This is a genomic window from Tessaracoccus yangjingae, assembly GCF_055326235.1.
In genome coordinates, this window is the sequence record NZ_JBUZNN010000014.1 from 21,486 (window position 1) to 45,447 (window position 23,962).

4 protein-coding genes (1 of these 4 running past the window's edge) are annotated in these 23,962 nt (G+C 70.3%); 3 read left to right on the top strand and 1 reads right to left on the bottom strand.

Going from position 1 to position 23,962, the window contains the following annotated elements:
* The 3 genes from ACZK5D_RS15290 to ACZK5D_RS15300 all read left to right on the top strand — a co-directional run.
* Positions 1-20,699 carry the 3' portion of a hypothetical protein gene (locus tag ACZK5D_RS15290; RefSeq protein WP_463665899.1) on the top strand. Its footprint begins 16,294 nt before the window's first position, so 20,699 of the gene's 36,993 nt are visible here — the last part of the coding sequence; its start codon lies off the left edge, out of view; it ends in the stop codon at positions 20,697-20,699.
* Between the two features lie 585 nt (positions 20,700-21,284).
* Entirely contained in the window at positions 21,285-21,617 is a 333-nt protein-coding gene (locus tag ACZK5D_RS15295; RefSeq protein ID WP_458995699.1) for a GIY-YIG nuclease family protein, read from the top strand.
* Between the two features lie 314 nt (positions 21,618-21,931).
* Positions 21,932-23,278, top strand: a complete 1,347-nt coding sequence (locus ACZK5D_RS15300) for a right-handed parallel beta-helix repeat-containing protein (protein WP_463665900.1) — start codon at positions 21,932-21,934, stop codon at positions 23,276-23,278.
* Between the two features lie 15 nt (positions 23,279-23,293).
* Here ACZK5D_RS15300 and ACZK5D_RS15305 read toward each other — a convergent pair whose 3' ends face one another.
* Positions 23,294-23,821 carry a DUF6328 family protein gene (locus ACZK5D_RS15305; RefSeq protein ID WP_463665901.1) on the bottom strand — a complete coding sequence of 176 codons (528 nt, stop codon included), beginning with the start codon at positions 23,819-23,821 and terminating at the stop codon, positions 23,294-23,296.
* Positions 23,822-23,962: the final 141 nt, after the last annotated feature.

The following is a 23,962-nucleotide window of genomic DNA, read 5'->3' on the forward strand; positions in this document are numbered from 1 at the left end:
GCAGCCTCCGCATCACCCGCCAGTCCACCGGCGCCCTCGACGTGTCGCTGTGGAACGCCACCGCGCTGATCACCGTCGGCGGCACCGATGTGGTGCGGCTGCGCGGCTTCGCCACCTTCTCGATCTCGCCCGCGACAGGCTTCCAGCTCGGCGTCTTCAAGGTCACCGACTTCAGCATCTTCCCCCAGGACGCCACCACCCTGCCGACCCCTGCCGACCCGCCCGCGATCATCACCGGCGACCTGGTGACCCCGCGCGCCAACATCGTCTACCAGGCCACCGGGCTGGCGACGCTCGAGGTGGCCTTCCGCACCACCGAGGGCACCATCAACGCGCTGAGCGTCACGGACTCCGACGCGGAGTTCACGGTCACCATCGGCGGCGTCGAGTGGACCCCGTCCAACCCCGTCGCGGTCTCCGGGAAGGTCAACACCTGGAGCTACACCCTCACCGCGCCCAGCGGCGCGAACCTGCCGAGCTCCGGCATCGTCGTGGTCCGGTTCATAGACGGCCGGGTCACCGCGACCACCTCCGGCGCCGACGCTCTGCTGCAGGCCGAGGAGGAGCGCTTCTACCTCTTCCGTCCCGCCACCGGCGGCCAGCTGCCCGGACCGGTGGCCACCATGACAGTGACCACCATCAGCCTCGCGCAACTCAACGCCCAGGGCTACGTGGACATCACCTACACCTCGCTGCCCGCCACCACGGGCGCCACCCCGCTGCCCATCAACAAGTCCTCGATCGAGTCCGCGACGGTGGCGCCGTTCACGATCAGCGGCCAGATCGGCGACCTCGAGGTCATCGCGGGCGTGCCGACACTCATCGGCGCCCCCCTGCTGATCAGCGGCAAGGCCGCCGACGCCACCTCCGTCACCTACCGCTACTACCTCAAGGACAAGAACCGGAACAACACGCTCGGCCTGTTCACCGGCACCGGCCCCGTCCTCTTCCAGCTTCAGGCCGACAAGGTAAGCAGCGGGTCCGGGATCACGCTCGCCAACAACACCGCGCAGACGCTGACCCTCAACGTCAGCGCCAGCCCCATCGGTGAGGCCACCACCGGTGGGTCCATCGCGCTCGGCCCGCTGACGCTCCAGGGTCCCACCGTCGGGCTCGGCGGCTTCGGCTTCGCCGACGGCAAGCTCGTGCTGTCCGTCATCCTCGGCGTGCAGCGCGCCTCGCTGGCCTTCGGCGGCAATCCCACCACCGGCGCCCAGTCCGCGGCCCAGACCGATTCCGGCGTCACCGTCGACCTCATCGGCCTGATCGGTTCCTTCGAGCTGGCCGTCGACGTGTTCGGTCTGCTCGGCGGCAACGTCGACATCCAGGCCACCGGCAAGTGGGGCATCCAGATCGCGTCGCTGGACGCGCAGATCCCGAACGTCGCCCGGATCCAGGCCACCGGCATCCGGTTCGGCTACGACCCCAAGGGCGCGGCCGACCAGGAGATCATGCGGATCAACACCGCCACCATCACCTTCCCGTCGTTCGGTGTCACGGGCAGCCTCCGGCCCTACGACCCGGCGCTCAGCTCCAACATCACGCGCAACAACGACCAGGCGCTCAGCACCGGCCAGATCCCGGGCCTCACTATCTACGGCAACGGCTTCCGGCTCGGCACCGCCGAGCTGGCCTACGGCCTGCCGCCCACCGCCGGCCCCGTCGACCCCGGCAACGCCATCACCGCCACCGCCGCCGACAAGAAGATCACGCTCGGCAGCATCCTCGAACTCGACGACATCCGCATCGGCATCTCCGGTCTCGACGTCCGCTTCCCCGTGGCCGGACTCCCCACCCCCGGCGGCCTCGCGGGCTTCACCGGCCAGATCTACATCGCCACCGGCGGCGCGAAGCTGTTCCCCGGGAAGTCCTTCGGCGCCACGCTGAGCGACCGCGTCACCGCGGACGACAAGCGGCCCGACGGCACCATGGACGACGAGGCCTTCCGCATCGCCCTGACGTTCGCCGGCGGCAAGGTCCAGGCCTTCCAGCTCACCGTCGACACCCTGGAGATCCGCCTCGGCACCTTCGTCACCCTCACCGCGCGCGACTTCCGCCTCGACACCGGCGCAACCGGGTCGGCCCTCATGGCCAGCTTCGGCGCCGTCGGCGCCAAGGTGACCATCGGCTCGCTGGTCCTGGCCGGCGAGGGCCGCAACTTCGCCATCACCGGCGACGGCTCCTTCAAGGCCCTGCCCGGGTTCGGCGTATTCCTGTCCATCGGCTCCGCCACCGGCGACAGCTTCAAGTGGCCCTCCTTCCTGCCCGTGCGCATCGACGCCATCGGCATCCAGTGGGACGACGTGGAGAACGCGCCCGAGGACTTCGTGCTCATCCTGTCCGCCAGCGTCACCGGCATCCAGGGCCTCCAGGGCCTGCAGATCACCGGCTCCATCCAGGGGATCCGGATCCAGCCGTCGCTGCTGGCCGAGGGCAAGTTCCCGATCATCGGCCTCGACGCCCTGGGCGTCAGCGTCAAGGGCAAGATGTTCGGCGGCGAGGTGTCCGCCAGCCTCGTGGGCGGCATCCTCAAGCTCGACTCGGCCTACGACATCATCGGCGTGTTCGACACGACGACCCCGGTGGAAAGGCGCGTCTTCTACTTCGGCCTCGAGGGCACCATCTCCATCGCCGGGCTCGCCGGCTTCGGCATCCGCCTCGGTCTCTCCGAACTCGGCCCGCTCCAGGTCTTCCTGTCCGCCAACGTGCCGGGCGGCATCCTGCTCGAGCCCAACTCCGGCCTGTCCATCAACGACTTCTTCGGCGGCGTCGAGTTCTTCACCACCCTCCCGACGATCGATGACCCCTTCGCGCTGCGCTCGTCGGCCTTCCAGCTGCCCACCACTCTGACGGCAGACCAGTGGCTGGCCCAGCTTCAGACGCAGGTGGCCAACCAGGTCAAGGCCATCGCGGCGGACCCCGGCAAGAGTGGCTTCGCGGCCGCGTTCACCTCCCCGATGGTGATCACCGGCTCGGCCAAGATCTTCTCGATCTACACCTCGCAGGCCGTGTTCAACGGCCAGGTGATCGTCAAGATCTCCACCGACGGCAAGATCCTCATCATCGGCAAGCTCAACTTCGCCGCGGACAACATCTCCATCAGCGGCCGCCTGTACGCAGACCTGTCGAAGGTGGCCACCGGCAACGTCACCATCCTGTTCCTGGCCGACATCCCGGACCAGGTGCGCCTGCTCACCCTCTACGGCAAGCTCAAGATGGGCTTCAAGAACTCCTCCGGCCAGGAGGTCACCTTCGACGTGGCCGACCTGCCAGATCCGGCGGCCACCGCCACCGCGCCCACCGTCACCCTCGGCGCCCCCAGCTCGTCCGGCGGAACCGTGCAGTCCACCGTCATCAACCAGACCGGCACCAAGTACGTCGACGTGGTCTACACCCCGCCGCCGGGTGCAAGCCTGGACCTCACCACCATCCTCGGGGCCACCGGCGAGTTCACCCTCACCGGCCCCGGCGCCGCCCGCACCGTCGGCGCGCCCGTGCCGATCCTCGCGATCACCACCGAGACCGGCATCGAGTTCCTCGCCATCACCATGCTGGTCGACGCCACCGGCGCGTACTACATGAGGGGCGGCACCCGCGTCGACGTCCTCCCGAAGACCGACGGGATGACCGACGATCAGCTCAAGCTCGCCGCGCTCCGCGCCCTGGGCATCACCAGGTTCCGCTACGACATCGGCGCCGCGGACCTCGCCATGGGCACCTGGACGCTGACCTTCGCCGCCGACGCGGTGAAGAACGCCTCCGTCACCACCGACGCCGGCACCACTCCAGGCGCCGGCAACGCGCCCACCGCGCTGACCTTCACGGTGGTCGGCACCACCGCCACGGTCTCCAACCCCACGCCCGGCGCCTCCATCGACATCAACGTGCTCAACGGCCGCGGCTGGATCGACGTCACCTTCACCAAGCCCACCTTCTACTCCATCGATCCGGCCTCCATCACGGACCTTGCGGCCGAGTTCTCCCTCGGCGGCGCGGGCCTCGGCACCGTGCAGCTCGAGGGCGCGCTCGCCCCCTCGCTCGTGACCAGCACCTCCACCACCATGACCTACCGCTACTGGCTGACCGGCCGGTTCGCGGCCAGTGGCGCGGTGACCGTCACGTTCCTCGCCGGCTCCTGGTCCTACCTGCTCAGCGTCACCGCACCGCTCGTGGTCACCGACGCGCCCACCGAGCGCGGCGCGGGCAGCGTCGCCGTCGTGTTCCCGACCGGCGGCCAGTACGGCATCCCGGCCGGCTTCACCGTCGACCCCGACTCGGTGATCAGGCGGCTGAGCGGCCTCACCTTCAGCGCCGGCGCCTGGACCGTCGTGATCGACACCACCTCCCCGATCACCGCCACCGGCGCCCCGGGCGAGTTCCGGATCCCGGTACTGGTCACGGGCTCCACCGACACCCCGCAGACCGTCACCGCCAACCTCACCGCGGCCCCTCTCGGCTTCATCGGCGCCGTCTCGGCCGGCACCCAGACCGGCGTGGTCACCATCACCCCGCGGTCCTTCATCGACGTCGACTTCACCCTCCCCACCGCCTCCGGCGTGACGCTCGACATCGCCTCGATCCTCGACCTGGCGGCCGAGTTCGAGCTCTACGGCGAGGGCCTGGGCTCCATCCAGCTCGACGCCACCCGCGCGCCCGTCCAGCTCACCTCCGGGGTGCCGTCCACGGTGCTGCGGTTCCGCTACTGGCTCACCGGCCAGTACGAGGCGGGCCTCCTGGTGACCCTCACCGCGATCGCGGGCAGCTGGTCCTACCGCCTCGCGGTGGGTGCGCTCACCACCACCTCCGGGGTGAACCTGGCCATCAACGTGGGCAGCGTCACCACGACACTGACCGTGACCCTGCCGTCGATCCCGGCCGGGTACAGCCTGGACGAGGCCGCCGTCGAGAGCGCCGCCTTCCTCAGCGGCCTGACCTTCACCGCCGGGGCCGGGTGGACCGTCATCGTCGATCCGAGCCGTTCCATCACCGTGGGCGCCACCACGCTCGAGATCCCGGTGCACGTCTTCCGCGACACCGCCGACGCCGCCGGCTCCACCACCGTTCAGCTCGGCGCCTTCAGCCTGCCGCTGCTGGCCACCGGCACCGGTGACCTGCCCACCAGCACGTTCACCGCCCCCGCGCGCACATTCGTCGACGTGCCGCTCAGCGCCCCCACCGGCCTCACCATCGACCCCGCCAGCATCGGCACCGACGACATCACGCTCACGATCAACGGCGTCGCGGTCACCATCACCGGCTTCCAGATCCTCGCCACCGTCGACGGCGTCACCTGGGTGCGCTACACGTTCGCCACCGCGATCGTGGCCGGCGACACCGTCGTGGTCACCGCCACCGGCGACTGGACCCTGCTCACCTCCACCGGCACCACCTACACCGGTGAGCCCGGCGTCGGCACCGAGCCGGGCGTCGAGGTGGGCGTCACGTTCGGCGCCGGCCCCGGCACCGCCGTCGTCGCCAGCCGGACGCAGAGCTACCTCGACGTCACCTACATCCCGCCGGTCAACCCCGACACCTCACCCGGGCAGCTCCCGTTCGGCATCAACTCCGGCTCGATCGACCTCGACGAGTTCACGCTCAGCGGCGCCGGCACAGGCTCGGGCATCCAGATCCTCCAGGCTGTGTTCATGGGGGGCACCACCTGGCGCTACCTGCTCTCCGGATCCTTCGTGGCCGGCGCGGTGGTGATCACGTTCGACCTGCACAACGTCACCGACACCTCCGGGCGTGGACCTCCGCCGGCAGGGACGCTGCTCGCCCAGACCTTCACGGTCGTCGGCGCCACCGCCGACGTGGTCCTCACCGTCCCCGTCGCCGACGATCCCGGGACCCCGCTCGACGAGACCGGCGAGGCCATCGTTCCCCTGTCCGGCGCCACCGTCGGCCGCGACCTCCTCAACCAGCTCAAGTACCTCGAGATCCGCTTCACCGGCACCTCGGGCTTCGGCATCGACCACACCACCATCGGCGGCGGAGAGATCGAGTTCCGCGGCCCCGACGGCACCCTGATCGCCCTCGGCGCCCCCGTCCGGGTGGGCACCTCCGACATCTACCGCTTCAGCTTCACCGCGACCCTGGCCGCCGGCACCTACACCATCACGTTCCTCGCCGGCCGCTTCGCGGACCTGGGCGGCAACCTCAACGCCGCCGAGACCGAGACCCTGTACGTCACCTCGCCCACCTCGTCGATCACCAACCCGGGCGCCGGCTCCGTCGTCGACGCCAAGGAGTTCACGGGTCGCGGCTGGATCGACATCACGTTCGCCGACTTCGGCGCCGCCGGGCTGCTGCTCGACCGCACCTCCATCACCGACGCGGGCGCCGAGTTCACCCTCAGCGACGGCGTGGGCGAGCTCGTCGTCATCGGCTCCGGCGTGCTGGTCAGCGGCAACGTCTACCGCTACTACTTCTCCGGCTACACCTCCGGCACGCTGACGATCGCCTTCCTCGACGGCAGCTGGCAGAGCGCCAACGGCACGCTCTTCGTCGCCGCCACCCACGGCCTGCCCGGTGCCGAGACGCTCACCGAGACCGTCATCAAGCAGCGCACCTGGCTGGCCGTCCGGCTCACCCCCACCTTCGGGTCCTCCGTCAACACCGGCACCCTCGGCTCCAACGACCTCGCCCTCACCGGAGCCGGCGCCGAGAGCCTCACCTGGAACCACGTCCGGTTCGTGGCTGACGGCGCCAACGGCAGCGGCATCGCGTTCTACGGCTACACGTTCCCCTCCGGCGGGCAGCTCACCGCCGGCACCCTCACCGTCACCTTCGCCGCCGGCGGTTGGGCCGACACCGCGGGCAACCTCTCCGCGGCCGGCACCCAGGCCGTGCGCGTCATCGTGCAGGGCACCTCGTTCTACATCGAGCTCTCCGGCGGCATCATGCTGAGCGCCGGCGACTTCCTCCCCGAGCCGCTGCTGCATATCACCGCCGAGGTGGTCCTCGAGATCGACTTCGCGCGCACCGCGTTCATCCTCACCTTCCAGGGCCAGATCCAGGTTTACGGCCTGGGGACCATCGGCGCCACCGCCGGCCGCTTCGTGCTGGTCATGGGCGACGAGAACACCAACCCGATGTACCCCGTGCCGCAGCTGTGGGGCGTGGCGTCCATCGAGACCAACTTCGAGGCCCTCGAGGAGTACGGCCTCTACCTGAGCGGCTCCGCCCAGCTGCGGATCAACCTCACCAACGAGGTCAAGACCGAGACCCTGACCCTCAAGGGCGTGGGCCCCGGCGGCACCGACCTGACCGACACCTTCGTGCTGCAGCCCTTCAGCTTCGGCTTCCAGATCGTCGGCCAGGCAGTCGTCGCGCCCGGAGGCACCGAGCTCATGCGGGTCCAGGGCGGCCTGTACCTCAACATCTCCATGAACCCGCCCACGCCGTCGATGGACCTGTTCCTCACCGGCACCCTGTCCTTCGGCTCCGGCTCCGCGCGCCTCGAGTACGGCTCGGTCACCGGCGTGCTGATGATCTCCACCGAGACCACCGGCGGCGCCATCCCGGGCGTGGCGGGCAGCATCCGCGTGTCCACCGGCGTCGGCATCGGCCTGCCGAACATCGGCTCCCTGTTCTCCGCCACCGGTTCGGTCTCGGTGATCTTCAACACCACGCTGGTCGAGCAGTCCTTCACCGTGCCGACGGCGTTCCTGCCGCTGCTGCTGCCCGGCCAGTCGCCCACGTTCGTCATCCCCGCCTCGGCACCCGGCATCGACGGCTCCCCGATCCCCGGCGCGCTGCCCGCCATCTACATCACCGCGGTGATCGAGGCCGAGCTGACCATCGGCGGCGCGTTCACGCTCACCGGCATGCTCAGCATCACAGCCGGCGTGGACGTGGGCGGCACCGCGTTCCTGCAGGTCAACGGCATCGTCGGCACCACCATCCCGTTCCTCGGCGCGCTCACCGGCAGCCTCAACCTCGCGGTCTACGTGGGCGCCCAGACGGGCGTCGTCGGCCGCGTGCAGCTCACTCTCGGCGCCAACTCCATCCCGGGCGTCAGCCTCAACGGCCAGTTCCTGCTCGAGATCAACACGTTCGCCAGCGTCAAGACCGTCCAGACCTATAAGGTCAACATGGCCAAGGTGTTCGAGGATACCTCCAACGAGCGTCAGGTATTCGGCGGCTTCGCGCGCGACGGCCAGAACCGGCTCATCGTCGAGAACGCCCCGATCAACGTCGTCGCGGGCTTCCGGCTGGAGATGTACGGCTCGCTGGTGGTCAGCAACGTGCTGGACATCTTCGGCCATGTGGTGCTCTCCATCGGTGCTGACGGCATCACGCTGGTGGTCAACGGCCGCGCCGCGCTGGATCCCTTCGGCGAGGTCACCATCGTCGACTCCGGCTTCTCCATCACCAGCGCCGGCCTGGTGGCCCGGATCGACATCGGCCTGGACGCCAACTTCGGCGGCGACATCGGCCTCAGCTTCAACGCCTCCGCGCTGCTCGAGCTCAACACCACCGGCGCCAACGCCGTGCTCGGCTCCACCACGGTGACGCCCGGCTTCAAGCTGCGCATCGACGGCTCGATCAGCTTCCTCGGCTTCGCCAAGGGCAGCGGCTACGCCGAGATCCGCATCGGCGGCGGTGCGTTCGTCATGAAGTTCGGCGTCTCCTTCGACCTGGCCGGCCTGAAGTTCATGGCCGACGGCGTGGCCGGGATCTACGACGACGGCCTGGTCATGCGCGTGAGCGTCAGCGTGTCCGCCGACGCGTTCGTGTTCAGCCTCAGCGCCACCGGTCTGCTCTCGCTCAACACCACCCCCGAGGTGCGCGAGGGCGTGGACCGCGGCTTCAAGCTGCAGCTCACCGGCTCCGTCACGCTGCTGAAGCTGTTCAGCTTCAACGCCGGCTTCACCATCGAGGTGGGCAAGGCCAACCCGAACGCCAGCGGCTTCACCGAGGGCGACTGGTACCTGGACGCGTACGCCAGCCTCAGCTTCTTCGGCTTCAACCTCAGCGGCGACATCTTCTTGAGCTCCGACGGCAGCTTCAGCCTCAAGCTGTCGGGCCGGATGCAGCTCGGCGGCAGCTTCATGGGCATCCGCGGCAGCTTCAGCCTGGAGGTCTCGTTCCTCAAGAACACCGACGCGTGGGGCATCACGTACTACACGCTGTTCATCGGCGGCTCCGCGAGCGTCGAGGTGTACTTCGACTTCAAGCTGTTCGAGATCAGCCTCGGCGTGGGCCTGGCGCTGTCGGTCTCCGCCGACTCCCGCGACGCGGACATCAACGGCGACGTGCCGCTGAAGTTCCGGATCACCGTGCGGTTCAAGGTGCTGGGCAGTTGGTACTCGCGCAGCGACACCTTCACCATCGGCACCGTCCGGTTCCCGGTGATCCCCTACCTGGCGAGCAACGGCCGCACCGACTATGCGAACGACCCCAACACCTCCGGCACCTACCGCAACCTGCGCGCCTGGGAGCCCACGGACACGCAGCTGTTCCTCAACGTCGGCGCCCTGCCGCAGCGCACCGCCCGCAACGTCTCCGGCACGGTGGAGAACGAAACCGTCCTGATCGAGCAGATCGGCCCGCTGGACGGCAACGGTCGCGCCACCATCAAGGTCACCGCGTTCGGCCACGTCAACACCTATGAGCATGTGGCGCGCATCTACGGCTACTTCGGCAGCAACGTCGACACGGTGACCGTGGACCCGAGCGTCAAGATCCCCGTGGTGCTCGACGGCGGCGCCGGCAACGACCGGATCACCCTCGAGGGCTCCCCGGCCGCCCTCCCGGTCGCCACCGATTCGACGCTCTGCACCGCCTACAGCCCGGCCAGCCCCGCCACCTTCTCCGGGAGCATCCTCTGCGGTGGCGACAACGACGACACCATCCTCGTCACCAACGCGGCCTCCGCGGTGGTGCATGGCGGCGGCGGCGCGGACACCATCCGGCACACCGGCAGCGGCACCGTGCGGTTCTACGGCGGCACCGGCAACGACCTGCTCGTCGGCAACGCTGCCAACGCCAAGCTGTACGGCGAGGGCGACAACGACACCCTCCAGGGCCCCGCGGCGCTGTACGACGGCGGCTCCGGCGACGACCTGATCCGCGCCACGTCGGCCATCTTCCTCAGCCCCGAGGCCACCCCCGTGGTCGGCGGCGGCGGCACCGACACCCTCGAGCTGATCCTCACCGGCGACGGCGACGACTACACCGTCAGCAACCCGTCCGCCGGCGTGCTCACCCACCTCCTCGGATCGGCGTCGAAGAACTCCTCCGGCATCGAGAAGCTCGTCGTCGACGCGGCCGCCGGCTCCGACCGGATCACGCTGGACCACATCACCGGCAACGGCTCCGGCCTCACCGACATCGACATCGCGCTCGGCACCGGCGGCACCGACGTGGTCACCGTCCTCGGCTCGCTCACCGGCGCCGACACGTTCACCGTCGCCACCATCGCCTCGCCCACCCGCACCACCGTCACCAGGGCCGGACCCACCGGCGGCTACACCGTCCGGATCGCCGGCGGCGTGCGCATCCAGGGCGACGCACTGTTCATCAACGGCCGCGGCGGCGCCGACACGATCGACGCGTCCGCCACCACCGCGGACCAGCTCGCGCTCACCCTCATCGGCGGCGACGGCGCCGACCGGATCATCGGCTCCCGCTACGACGACATCCTCGACCTCGGCGCGGGCGACGACACCGCCACCGGCGGCCTCGGCCGCGACACCTTCATCGACGACGGCGGCACCAACACGCTGGTGGAGTCGTTCGAGGGCGTGGACTTCGGCCTCTACGACAACCTGTTCGTCGTCGGGTTGGCCGTCGGGCTCAACTTCGGCGTCGGCTCCGTCGCCGAGAACCTGCTCGACATCTTCGCCATCGCGCGCCTCACCTCCACCGGCAACCGGGCCACCACCATGCTCGTCGGCGACTTCGACGGCACTGTCATGGTGGCCGGGCTGACGCTCGCCGCGGACCCCTGGACCGGCACCGCCTACCTCGACGCCGGCCCCGGCGACGACCTGGTGCGCGTCGAGCTCACCCGCTCCACCGGCATCGCCGTCCACGTCCTCGACACCTCCGGCAGCGACAAGCTCGTCGTCCAGGGCAGCACCGCGCCCGACGACCTGATCCTCGACACCGTCGCCTCCCCGCCCACCGACACGGGCGCCAACCGGATCCGTCGCGTCTCCTTCACGTCCGCAGGCGCCATGACGTTGCTCGGCACCGTCACCCACTCCGGTGTGGAGCTCGTGGAGATCAACACGCTCACCGGCGGCGACCGGATCGCCGTGCGCGCCCTCCAGGTGGAGACCCGCATCGCCACCGGCGAGCACACCGACCGCATCGCGGTTGGCTCCAACGCCGCGGACACCGGCACCACCGACACCGTCTGGACGAACACCGGCGGCACCGTCAACGCCATCGCCGCCAAGCTCACCGTCGTGGGCGGCACCGGTCCCGGCGCGATCACCGGCAACGACCTGCTCGCCGTCGACGACACCGGCGACGCCTCGGCCAACACCGGCGAGCTCACCTTCGACTGGCTCACCGGCCTCGGCATGGGCGTGGGCATCACCTACAGCGGGTTCGAGTTCCTCACCATCGACACGGGTTCCGGTGCCGACACCTTCACCATCCACAGCACTCACGCCGGCAACACCGCGCTCACCACCCACGCCGTCAACACGCCGGCCGCGGCCACCGACGGCGCCGACACCGTCATCGTGCGCAGCATCTCCGGCGTCACCTCCGTGGCCACCGGCGCCGGGAACGACACCGTGCGGATCTCCTCGACCCTCACCGGCATCGGCGGCACCCTCGTCGGCATCGCTGCCCCGCTCAGCATCACCGGCGGTGCGGGCACCGACGTCCTGTACCTCGACGACGCCGCCACTGTCCTCGACCGCATCGGCGTGGTCACCGGCACCAGCGTCTCCGGCCTCGGCATGACCGGCGGCGCGCCCAAGCCCAGCCTCGTCCAGGTGGTCACTGTGCTCGGCGCCACCGATGGCCGATTCGCGCTCGCGGTCTCCGGGCTCGGCACCACCGGCCAGCTCGCCTTCGACACCTCGGCCGCCCGCATGCAGCAGCTGCTCGAGGTGCTCGTGGGCGTCGGGAATGTCCTGGTGACCAAGGCCGGCGGGCGCTGGACCGTCGCGTGGACCGGGGCGCTCGCCGGTGCCGCCGGCTGGGCCCGCACCCTGAGCATCGTCGCGGTGCCCGGCTACGCGCTCACCGGCTCCGGCGTCACCACCGACGTCCTCGCCATGACCGACGGGCGGGTCGACTACACGCTCTTCGAGACCCTCGACCTCATCCTCGGCTCTGGCGACGACGTGCTCAACATCGACTCGACGCACACCGGGCTCACCGCGGTCCACGCGGCCGACGGCGACGACCGCGTCAACGTCGAGGCGCTGTCCGGCACCACCACCATCGAGGGCCAGGCCGGCAACGACTGGCTCCTGGTCAACCCGATCCCGGGCCCGGCCTCCAACGCCATGGACGGCCAGCGCCTCACCCTCGACGGCGGCGCGAACTCCGACACCTACGTCGTCGAGATGTTCGGCGTCGGCAACAGCCGCATCGACATCGTCGACGTGACCGACGGTGGCACCAACGTGCTCGGCGTGGGCGGATCGGCCGGCGACGACACCTTCCTGCTGCGCCGCGGCATGATCGCCCAGCTCTCCGACAAGGCGCCGTCCGGGCTGTTCCAGGACGCCGAGGTGGTCACCTACGGGCCCACCATCACCGGTGGCGTGATCCTCGACGGCCGTGCGGGCAACGACACCTTCGCCTTCGACGACACCTCGTCGATCGTCACCGTGCTCGGCGGCACCGGCGACGACGCCTTCCGCTTCGGCCAGCTCTACACCGCCTACACGGCCCCCGCCCCGGCCGCCGGCAGCGTGCAGGAGCATCTGGGCTTCGGTGACTTCGCGCTGCCCACCTCCGAGGCCGATCCCGACTTCCCCGGCGCCTTCTTCGACTCCAGCCGCGGCTGGCTCACCAACGGCGTCTCCTACACCGCCTACATCTACGGCGGCGAGGGCAACGACCGGTTCGACGTGTTCCGCAACGTGGCCACGCTCCACCTGTTCGGCGAGGCCGGCGACGACACGTTCATCGTGCGCTCGTTCATCGCCGAGTCCCAGGTGGCCCTCCTCAACGCCGGCACCGGCAGCGACTACATCGAGTACGCCGCCAACGCGCCCGTCAACATCGACGGCGGCGACGGCAACGACATCGTCATCGTCATCGGCACCGAGGCCCCCGACACCTACGTCATCACCGCCGACGGCGTCTTCGGCGCAGGCCGCGTGGTCCGCTACGTCAACGTCGAGAACGTGTCCCTCTACGGGATGGAGGGCGACGACGTCTTCCACGTGCTCTCCACCAACCCCGCCATCCAGCTCAACATCTACGGCGGCCTCGGCTCCGACCGCGTCGAGGTGGGCGGCCAGGCGCCGTTCGTCCAGGCCAACGACCTGCTCGGCCACACCGGCCTCGCCCGCCACTCCGTCGAGAGCACCGTCGGCGCCTGGGACGGCGTGCCCGTCGACGGCATCGCCGCCGAGATCATGGACGACGACGAGCCCACCGTCGTGCTCGCCCCCGTAGGCGGCTCGCTCGTGCTCCTCGAGGGAGGAGCGTCCGGCCAGGTGTCCGTGCGACTGACCTTCGCTCCCACCACCACCGTGACGGTGACGCTCACCGGCCCGCCGGCCAACCCGCTCTCCGGCAGCCGCGCGGCCGCCCTTGAGTTCTGGAACGGCAGCACGTGGGAGACCTCCATCACGCTCACGTTCCTCGCCGGCGACACCGCCCAGCGCCTCGTCACCGTGCGCGCCGCGGCCGACCTCGCTGCAGAGGGTGAGCGGATGCACGGCATCGACGCCATCGTGGCGGGCGGCACCTACGAGCGCGCGCTCGTGGCCACCCTGTTCGTCCGCGTCCTCGACGACGAGGCCCCCGCGGTCAACGTCGTCGTGCCCGACGGCGGCGTCAGCGTGGTCGAGCCGAGCACCGGCGGCGGCACCACTGCCACCTTCACCGTCAGCCTCACCCGCGCCCCCGCGGGCACCGTCAGCGTCCTCGTCACGGCGCCCACCGGCCTGCTGCTGTCCGTCAACGGGACCGACTGGCACCAGTCGCTGACCATCCAGTTCAACGGCGCCACCTCGCGGACCCTCTACGTCTCCGCCGTCGACGACTCCGCCGTCGAGGGCCAGCAGGTGGCCAGGATCACCGCCCGCATCACGACTGCGGACGCCATCTCCGGCACCGTCACAGGTCCGGGCGGGCTGCCCACCGAGTTCGCCGTCTCCACGCCGCTCACGCCCGGTGCCCTCAAGGGCCACCTCGTCGCGGTCACCGACGGCTTCGGCGACGTGCAGATCCGGCGCATCTGGAACAACACCGCCACCATGATCGAGATCGAGGGGGAGTGGAACACCGCTCCGGTGGCCGGCAACGCGTTCGTCGTGCTCGGCTACACCGACGTCTCGGTCAACGCAGCCGGAATCGCGGTCGCGCCGGTCACCGTGCTCGTGCACGACGGCGACACCCCCGCCGTGGTCATCGCCCCCGTCGGCGGCCCCATCCGCCTCGTCGAGGGCGCCGCCGCAGGCCAGTTCGGCACCAGCGGCCAGTACACCGTGCGCCTCACCCAGGCGCCGACGGCGGACGTCCACGTGGTCCTCACCGCGCTGGTCACCCGCACCCTCAGCGCCACCGGCACCTGCGGCTACGCCGCGGGCGGCTGCAACACCTTCCCGCAGGTGGAGTTCTGGAACGGGTCCGCGTGGGTCGCTTCGCTGACGCTGACCTTCACCGCCGCGCACTGGAGCACGGCGCAGACCGTGACCATCCGCGCCATCCAGGACGGACGGATCGACGGCAGCCTGGTGCAGGAGTTCGCCGACTCGGCGCGCCGCACCCACCTCATCCAGGGCCCGCTGTTCGTCTCCGGCGGCGAGGACGAGGACCCGCCCGAGGCCATCTACCTCGACGAGTACCTGCCCATCGCCATGCCCGGCGAGACCTCCGGGCATCCGCTGGGCGTCACCGCCACCACCTCCGAGGCCATCGAGTCCGCGCAGATCGACACCCTCATCGTCCACAACGAGGACAGCCCCGCCAACGAGACCGGCACCCTGACCTCCACCCGGATCACGGGCCTCGGCATGGCGCCCACCGGCATCGAGTACGCGCTGTTCGAGGACCTGCAGATTCTGCTCGGCTACGGCAACGACACGTTCACCGTCGAGACCACGCACGCCGGCACCACGACGATCAACGCCGGGCTGGGCAGCGACACGGTCACCGTCCTGACCATCGACGGGCACACGCGGGTCATCGGCGGGCCCGATGCGCTCGGCCTCGGCCGGCCCGACAATGACACGTTCATCGTCGGCACCGCTGACGGCCTGCTCGATCTGCTGCGCGCGCTGCTCGTCCTCGAGGGTGGCGTCGGCACCGACGTGGCCACCCTGCGCGACTTCGGCGACGACAACCACAACCTCGGCTGGCTCACCCAGGACTCCGTCACCGGCCTCGACATGACCCCGCGCACCGACGTCGACGAGGTGGGCCGCCCGCTCGACCGCCTGTACTCGGTCACCCCGCTCGCCGGCGCCACCCAGTTCACGATCATGCTGTCGCAGGTCGTGGGCGGCGTCGCCGAGGGCATCGGCGCGGTGACGTTCGCCGTCACCGCCACCGCCGAGCAGGTCCGCGCGGCGCTCCAGACGCTGCTGTTCCCGCCGAAGGCCGGGTTCGCGGGTCGATGCGGTGAGGACGACGAGACCGCATGCGCGCTGAGCGTCTACGTCTGGAAGGTCGGAGGCACGTTCCTCATCGGCTTCCGCGGCGAGGTCAACGAGTCCACCACCTTGCCGGTCACCATCCAGCTCACGGCCCTCGGCGCCGGCGCGGCCGCCGTCGACGCCGATTCCCGCGCGGGCATCCGCTACCTCGGGCTTGAGACGCTGAACCTGCAGCTCGGCTCCGGCGACGACGTGCTGAACATCCGCGGCACGCTGCCCATCACCAACGTCTCGTTCGGCAGCGGCGACGACCGCGTCTACATCTCGTCTCGCGCCGACGTCGGCCTCACCGAGAAGCCCGAGTTCCTGGCGGGTCACCTCGACGACATCGACGGCACCCTCAACCTCGACCTCGGCACAGGCCGCCACACGCTGCTGCTGAGCGACGAGGACGCGGGCACCGGCGACGGCACCGTCGCCACGCCGGTCCTCATCACCGACGCAGTCGCCGCCGCCCAGGCGCGCGACGCGGCGCTTGCCGCCAACGGCGAGATCTTCGTCGTCGGCCTGGCCCCGGCGGGCATCTCCTGGCGCGCCTCCAGCACGGGCACCTTCGCCGACGGCATCCGGATCTGGACCTCCGGGTTCGCCGACCGGATCGTCATCGACGGCACCCACGAGCGCGCGGGTGTGCGCACCACCACCTGGCTCAACACCGGCCTCGGCAACGACCACGTGACGGTCAACCTGACCGCGGGCCAGGACGGCTTCTTCGTCCTCAACACGCAGGGCCAGAACGACAACCTGCTCGATCTCGCCGCAGATCTCGACGATGGCGACGGCGTGGTGGATGACCACGTCGAGTCCACGGAGGATCGGGACATCGGCGAGGATCGGGTCTTCAGCGTGTTCGTCAACGGCCAGGAAGTTGATCCGGCCCGCTACAGCGTCAGCTCGCGCCTCGACCTCATCGGCCTGTTCGACTCGCTGGTGCCCGGTGACTCCGTCGTGGTGACCCTGCACCTGGCCTCGTGGACCGTCCAGAGCAGCGGCTCGTTCGACCTCGTCAACGACTCCGACGTCGAGGGCTACCGCGTCTGGGTCAACGGTCGCCTGCTGGATCCCAGCGAGATCACGAAGGTCGGGACGCTGCTCACGTTCGCCACTCCGAACCAGCGCGCGAGCGAGGGCGTCGTGGTGCCCGCGCACGTCGTCGTCGAGGTGACCCGCGAGTCCACCCAGACCTTCGTGATGCCCGCCTCCGGCGCCATCCTGCCGATCGGCGTGACCGACGACGACACCGTCATCGGCACCGGCTCCACGCTGCCGCTCATCGTCTTCGGCGGCTACGGCAGCGACGACCTCCGCGGCGGCGAGGGCGCCGACGTGATCTTCGGCGACCGCGGCCTGGTGCAGTGGCACAGCGGCGGCGTGCTGGTGGCGCAGTCCGGCAACGGCGGCGTGGACGACTTCACCGACGGCGTCGTCCGCCCGAGCACGCTGATCACCGTCCGCGACAACCACCTCGGCGGCAACGACACCATCCGCGGCCTCGGCGGCGAGGACATCCTCATTGGCGGCACGGCGGACGACCGGATCGACGGCAACGACGGCCGCGACCTGATCTTCGGCGACAACGTGTCCCTCGACCGCATCACCACCCTCGGCAACCACACCAACCCCCGGTTCCGGGTGCTGACCGGCACGCAGATCTACTCCACCGACGGCGCCCCCACCAACGGTGCCGCCCAGATCACGGGCGCCTGGCAGAACGACCCGGCCGGCGCGACCGCGTGGAGCGACTTCCGGATCACGCTGCTCGACCATGCCGACGACACCGCAGCCGACCGCTTCGGCGACGACTACCTCGCCGGCGGCGCGCACGACGACGTCATCTTCGGCCAGCTCGGCAATGACGTCGTCCAGGGCGACGGCTCCATCGACCTCACGGTGAGCGCCGGGCGCAACACCGCGGGCGACCTCGTGGTGGCACCCTCTCAGGAGAACGCGGACACGGATGGCGACGACTACATCGAGGGCGGCGGCGGCACCGACACCATCTTCGGCAACCTCGGCCGCGACGACATCATCGGCGGCAGCTCCAGCCTGTTCTCGCTGACCACACCGGCTGCCCGTCCGGATGCGGCCGACCTGATCTTCGGCGGCGCGGGCACCGACATCGGCCGCAACGACGACACGCTGGGCCACGGCCGCGACTCCGACACCATCGTCGGCGACAACGGCAACATCTACCGGATCGTCGTCGCGGGCGGCACCGCCTACCGCACGTTCACCTACGACAACTACGGCGGCCCCGCCAACGAGCGGCTCGTCCCGCGCGCCGTCGACCTGCTCGACTACACCCCCGGCGGCCCGGACTTCCTGCCTGCGGCGCTGACCACCGACATCTACGGCGCCGACGAGATCCACGGCGAGTCCGGCGACGACACCGTCTACGCCGGCGCCGGCGACGACGTCATCTTCGGCGACGCCGGCGACGACGACCTCATCGGCGGCTGGGGCCACGACTGGATCTCCGGCGGCACCGGCATCGACGGCATCCTCGGCGACGACGGCCGGATCTTCACCAGCCGCAACGGCGCCACCGAGCAGCTCAACGGCGTCACGGTGGTGAACGCGCAGGTCGAGATCACCACGCCGGGCCGCGTCCAGGTCGCGATCCTGTTCCCGGCTGGCAAGCTCACCAAGACCGTCGACCTGACCCCGTTCGCGGCCGACGGCGACTGGGCGGACCCGCTCAACGAGATCCTCCATGCCAACGACGTCATCTTCGGCGGCTGGGACGACGACTTCATCCACGGCGGCTCCGGCGACGACGCCATCTCCGGCGCCGAGGCCCTTGTCACTGGTTACGGCGTGGGCGGGGTCCGCAGCGACTTCACCAGGCCCTTCAACGATGGCACGCTCCTGGGCTTCGACACCGCCACCGGCATGTTCGAGCTGTACGACGAGTACAACCCGATGGTGAAGATCATGGTGGGCGGCGGCGAGTGGTTCCTCAACTTCAGCCACACCGAGGGTCGACCCGTCACCGGTTGCTCGGCCGTGTCCAACAACGGCACGTGCACCGCCACGTCCACAGTGCAGTCCGACGGCGACGACGTGGTCTTCGGCGACCACGGCAACGACTGGCTAGTCGGCGGCACCGGCCGCGACACCCTGTGGGGCGGCTGGGGCAACGACCTCATGAACGCCGACGACGTGCTCACCACCAACGGCGGCCTCAACAACCAGCCCGACACGCATGCCAGCTACGAGGACCGCGCGGTCGGCGGCGCCGGGCTCGACGTGCTCATCGCCAACACCGGCGGCGACCGCCTGATCGACTGGGTGGGCGAGTTCAACAGCTACCTCGTGCCGTTCGCGCCGTTCGGCCTCGGCACGGTCAGCCGCCAGGTGCCCCCGGCCCTGTTCGAGTTCCTGTACAGGCTTTCGGCCGCGCAGGGCGCCGACTTCACCGTCGCGCAGTTGGCCGGGCAGATGAGCGCCGCCCGCAACGGCGAGCCGTACGGCGAGATCGGCCTGGTCACGCAGAAGGACGACTTCTGGCAGGACCAGACCGGCGGCCCGCGCGACCCGCAGCCCGGCAACGTGCCCGGCGGCAAGCGCGATGTCCTCCGCTCCGCCGACTTCAACACCGGGGCGCAGGCGTTCTACGCCGACTCCGGCGTGTTCGCGGCCCAGGGCGGGACGCTCAACGTGACCGCCACGTCGACCGGCGGCGACGCCGTCGCGGTGTACTACATCGACCAGTACCTGCCGATCTACTACGAGATCCACGCGCAGGTCTACCTCACCAAGCCCACGGGCGGCTGGAAGGCCAACGCCTACGTCATCTTCGACTACTTCAGCCCCACCGACTTCAAGTTCGCGGGCGTCGATCAGTCCACCAACAAGCTCGTCATGGGCCGCCGCACGGCGGCGGGCTGGATCGTCGACGTGCAGAGCTCGATCTCGGGCGGCGTGAAGTTCAACACCTGGTACACGATGCTCGTTGCCATCAACGGCACCACCGTGACGGTGCTGCTCGGCGGGACGGTGGCGTTCACCCACACCTTCGCGCCGCGGATCATCGACGGTGAGTCGGTCGGCCTGAACAAGGGGTTCGTGGGGGTGGGGTCCAACCAGGCGCGGGGCAAGTTCGACAACATCGCCGTGCAGGTCCTGCCGCCGCAGATCACGCTGGATGTCACCGAGTCGTTCGACGACGGCGCCGGCCTGGCCGGCGACACGCAGCAGGGCACGTGGGTCGCGTCGGGCGGGTCGCTCACCGGCACCGCAACCTCCCCGGCCGCCCCCGCCGTCACGCTGCTCGACCTCGGCGACCCGATCGAGGCCAACGCCTTCCTGGAGATCACCACGACACTGCGCCTCGTTGCCGGCGGCATCGCGGGTCTGGTCTATGACTTCTACAGCCTCACCGAGTACAAGTTCATCGTCCTCGACATCGTGGCGCAGGCTGTCGTGTTCGGCCATGTGATCCACGGGCGCGTGGTCGTGGACCAGACGGTCAGCCGGACGCTGGTCGCCGGCCGCGACTACACGATGATGGTCACGCTCAAGGGCGCGTCGGTGTCGCTGGTCCTCGACGGCGCGTTCATCGCATCGCGGGCCTACAACGCGGCGCTGGCCGACGGCGGCATCGGCCTCCTGGTCCGCTCCGGCTCGGCGTCCTACGGCTCCGTCCGGGTGCGCACGGACGGGTGGAGTCCGCCCGTGGCCGCCCTCGCTGAGCCAACCCCGACGGAACCGGCGCCGACGGAACCGGCGCCGACCGAACCCGCGCCGACGGAACCGGCCCCGACGGAACCCGCGCCGCCGACGGAACCGGCCCCGACCGAGCCGGCACCCACCGAGCCCGCCCCGACAGAACCCGCCCCGACGGAACCGGCCCCGACTCCCGCCCCGACCAAGCCCGGCAAGAAGAAGTAGGCCTAGACGCGGGCGCGCGTCGCTTCGCTCCTCGCGGCCCGGCTCTACCACTCCGCTGGTTGAGCCGCGCCGAGCCGCCTGCGGCTCAGCGCGTGTCGACTTGGGTTGAGCCGGGCAAAGCCGCGAAGCGGCGCAGCCCGCGCCGAAACCACCCACCTGCACACGGTTCAAGGACCTGTGCAAAGACCTGGCGGAGGTCCGAGGGGACAGTCGCGTCGGTTTCGACGCGGGCGCGCGTCGCTTCGCTCCTTGCGGCCCGGTGCTTGCGGCCCGGCTCAACCAGCGGTGGAGAGGCCCGGCTCAACCATTCCGCTGGGTGAGCCGGTCGGGCGCGAAGCGCCACCGACCGCGTCGAAGCCTCTCGCGCCCGGTTCGAGGACCTGGCGAAAGTCCGAGGGGAGAGTCGCGTCGGTTTCGACGCGGGCGCGCGTCGCTTCGCTCCTTGCGGCCCGGCTCAACCAGCGGTGGGGCGGCCCGGCTCAACCCAACCGCGCCGACACCCAGACTCACCTTCCGCGTCAGCCGTCCGTCCACAGCACAAGAGCCGTGTGGGAGATCGCTGCCGGCCATCACGACCATCAGGGCATGCCATTCACCTACATGCTCGAATGCAGCGACGGGAGCTTCTACGTGGGTTCAACCTGGGACCTGGGCGAACGAGTCAGCCAGCACATGGCCGGCCGCGGCGCGACGTACACGAGCCGACGGCGTCCCGTGCGTCTGGTCTGGGCTGAGGAGTTCGAGCGGGTGGACGAGGCCTACGCGATGGAGAAGCGCGTGCAGGGCTGGGGCCGCGAGAAGAGGATCGCCCTGATCGAGGGACGCTACGACGACCTGCCGACGCTGGCCAGGAAGGGCCGCCGGGCCGCCGGGTGCGAGATCTCCCCGGAAGCGAGAGAGCGGTTGGACCAGCCCTGAGCCCCCGCGGCCCCCGCCGCCCACCACCGTCAGCGATGTCCTGATACATGAACCGTCAGCGATGTCCTGAGACACAACTGTCAGCGATGTCTTGAGACATCACATCTGGGCCATGAACCTGGGCCAGGTCCTTGAACCGGGCGCGGGTCGGTGGTTTCGGCGCGGGCTGCGTCGCTTCGCGGCTCTGCCCGGCTCAACCCAAGTCGACACGCGCTGAGCCGCAGGCGGCTCGGCGCGGCTCAACCAGCGGTGGAGGCCCATCTGGAAGGGTCGGAACCGTCGCTACCTCGCGGGACTGGTTGTAGCGTGGGCGCATGAAGGCCCTGGGACTGGCATCGTCGCTTGTCGTGTCGTGTCTCCTCGTGGCCTGCTCCGCGACGCCCGCCGCGACCCCACCGCCGTCGCCCACCCCCTCCGCGTCGCCGTCGGCGTGGCCCGAGTCTCAATGCCGGAGCCTGGCCGCGACCGTCGGCGCAGCCCTCCAAGGCGTGGTCGACTCCTACGAGGAAGCCGCGGGCCCGCAGTCCACCGCGACACCCACCCCCACCGCGACACCTTCAGCCAGCGCCGCCCCCACCGTCGACGGCAACTCCGACACCATCCAGGATGCGCTCGAGGAAGTGCGCGGCGCCGTCGAGGCACTCAGGTGCGGCGCCGAGCAGATGCGCCGGGACGTCGACGACGGCATCGACGACGTCCGCGCCGAGAGCCCCGTGGCGGAGGCCGTGCGGGCGCGCCTCGTCGCCGGGCTGGACGGGCGCATCCCCGAACTTCCCGTCCGGCTGGCCGTCTTCCCTGACGACGACCTCGCCACGGCTGTCGCGGAGGCACCCTCAGGCTCCACCCTGCTGCTGAGCGAGGGGGAGTGGGACCTCACCCAGCCGCTGGTCCTCCTCAGCGCCATCACCATCGAGGGGAAGGGGGCCGGGGCCACCCTCCTCGAATCCAGCGCCCCTGAGGCCGCCGTCCTGGTGGCGACGGCGGAGCCGGTGGCCCTCCAGTCGCTGAGCCTCGCCCGCGACACCACCGTCCCGGGCTCCGGCGTCGTCGCCGGCGGCGCCGCGACACTCGTCCTCAACCAGCTCGAGATCAGTGGCGGCCGGCCCGACGACACCGGGGGAGGTGCCGGGCTGATGCTCGTCGGCGAGGACCTGGCCGCTGATCGCCGCACGTCGATGGAGGCCACCGACGTCGTCTTCCGCGACAACGGCTGGGCCGGCCTCGCCGTCGCGGGCACGCACCGGGTGAGCATCGCATCGGCCACTTTCAGCGGCAACGGCGAGTGCGGCCTGTGCTTCCTCGGGGACGCCGACGGGTCGCTGACCACGGCGTCGTTCGACGGGAACAAGGTGGGCGTCGCGGTGGCCGAGGGGGCTCGCCCCACCCTGATGGGGCTGACCATCGCCGGCGGTGAGGTGGGGCTCCAGGTGGAGGGGTCGGCGGCCCCCATCGTCGACGGCGCCATCATCTCCGGCTCAACCCGGGCCGCGGTCATCGTCGGAGGGACGGCGACGGGGGCGCTGGCGTCTGTGGTGTGCGAGGACGTGGACTACGGCATCGTGGTCACCGACACCGCCGCCCCCACCCTGACCGGCAACACCTGCGCCCTGGCCAGGGGAAGCATCGGCTCACCCTCACCCTCACCGTCCCCAGGGGGATAGGCCCCGCATACCGTCTCAGGCATCGCGGGACCTGAGGGTCAGCGGGAGGACCATCCACAGCAGGAGGAACACCACGACGGCGGCGCCCGCGCCCAGCAGCCCCCACTCGTGCCCGAGGACGAAGCCGAACGTCAGCCACGACACCGCCACGATGGTCACCGCCAGCAGCCCGAGACCGATCTTCGCCATGACGTGCCCGGCCGCCACGATGGTGTCCTTGCGGTGCTCCTGGAACAGGTGCCGGTGCAGCACCACCGGTCCGACGACGAGCGCTGTGGCCAGCGTCGCCGTCGCGACGGCCACCAGGAACACCGTCAGCAGGGTGGACGAGAGGTCGGCGAACCGGTTCTGGAACGGCAACGTCAGCAGGAAGCCGGAGAGGAGCTGGAGGCCGGTCTGGGTGACCCTCAGCTCCTGGAGGAGTTCGTTCCACTGCCTGTCGAGGCGCTCCCCGGGCGTCTCGTCGCGCTCGCCGGTATCGGTGCCGTCGGCATCGGCATAGCGGGAGGTGGCGGCGCGGGGTGTGTCGTCGTGGTCGCTCATGCCCCTTACGTACCCACCGTCGGGGTGATCCACACCGGCCAGGTGGGTGCAGTTGAGCCGATGGATGGGTTCGCGACACCTCCCACGCTCGGACTACGCGGGGCGGGGACCGCGAACCCATCCATCGGCTCAACGCCGAAC

Bases quoted from the DNA above. Each gene is read 5' to 3' on its own strand.
- ACZK5D_RS15295 (WP_458995699.1), top strand. From the start codon at position 21,285: ATGCCATTCACCTACATGCTCGAATGCAGCGACGGGAGCTTCTACGTG.
- ACZK5D_RS15300 (WP_463665900.1), top strand. From the start codon at position 21,932: ATGAAGGCCCTGGGACTGGCATCGTCGCTTGTCGTGTCGTGTCTCCTC.
- ACZK5D_RS15305 (WP_463665901.1), bottom strand. From the start codon at position 23,821: ATGAGCGACCACGACGACACACCCCGCGCCGCCACCTCCCGCTATGCC.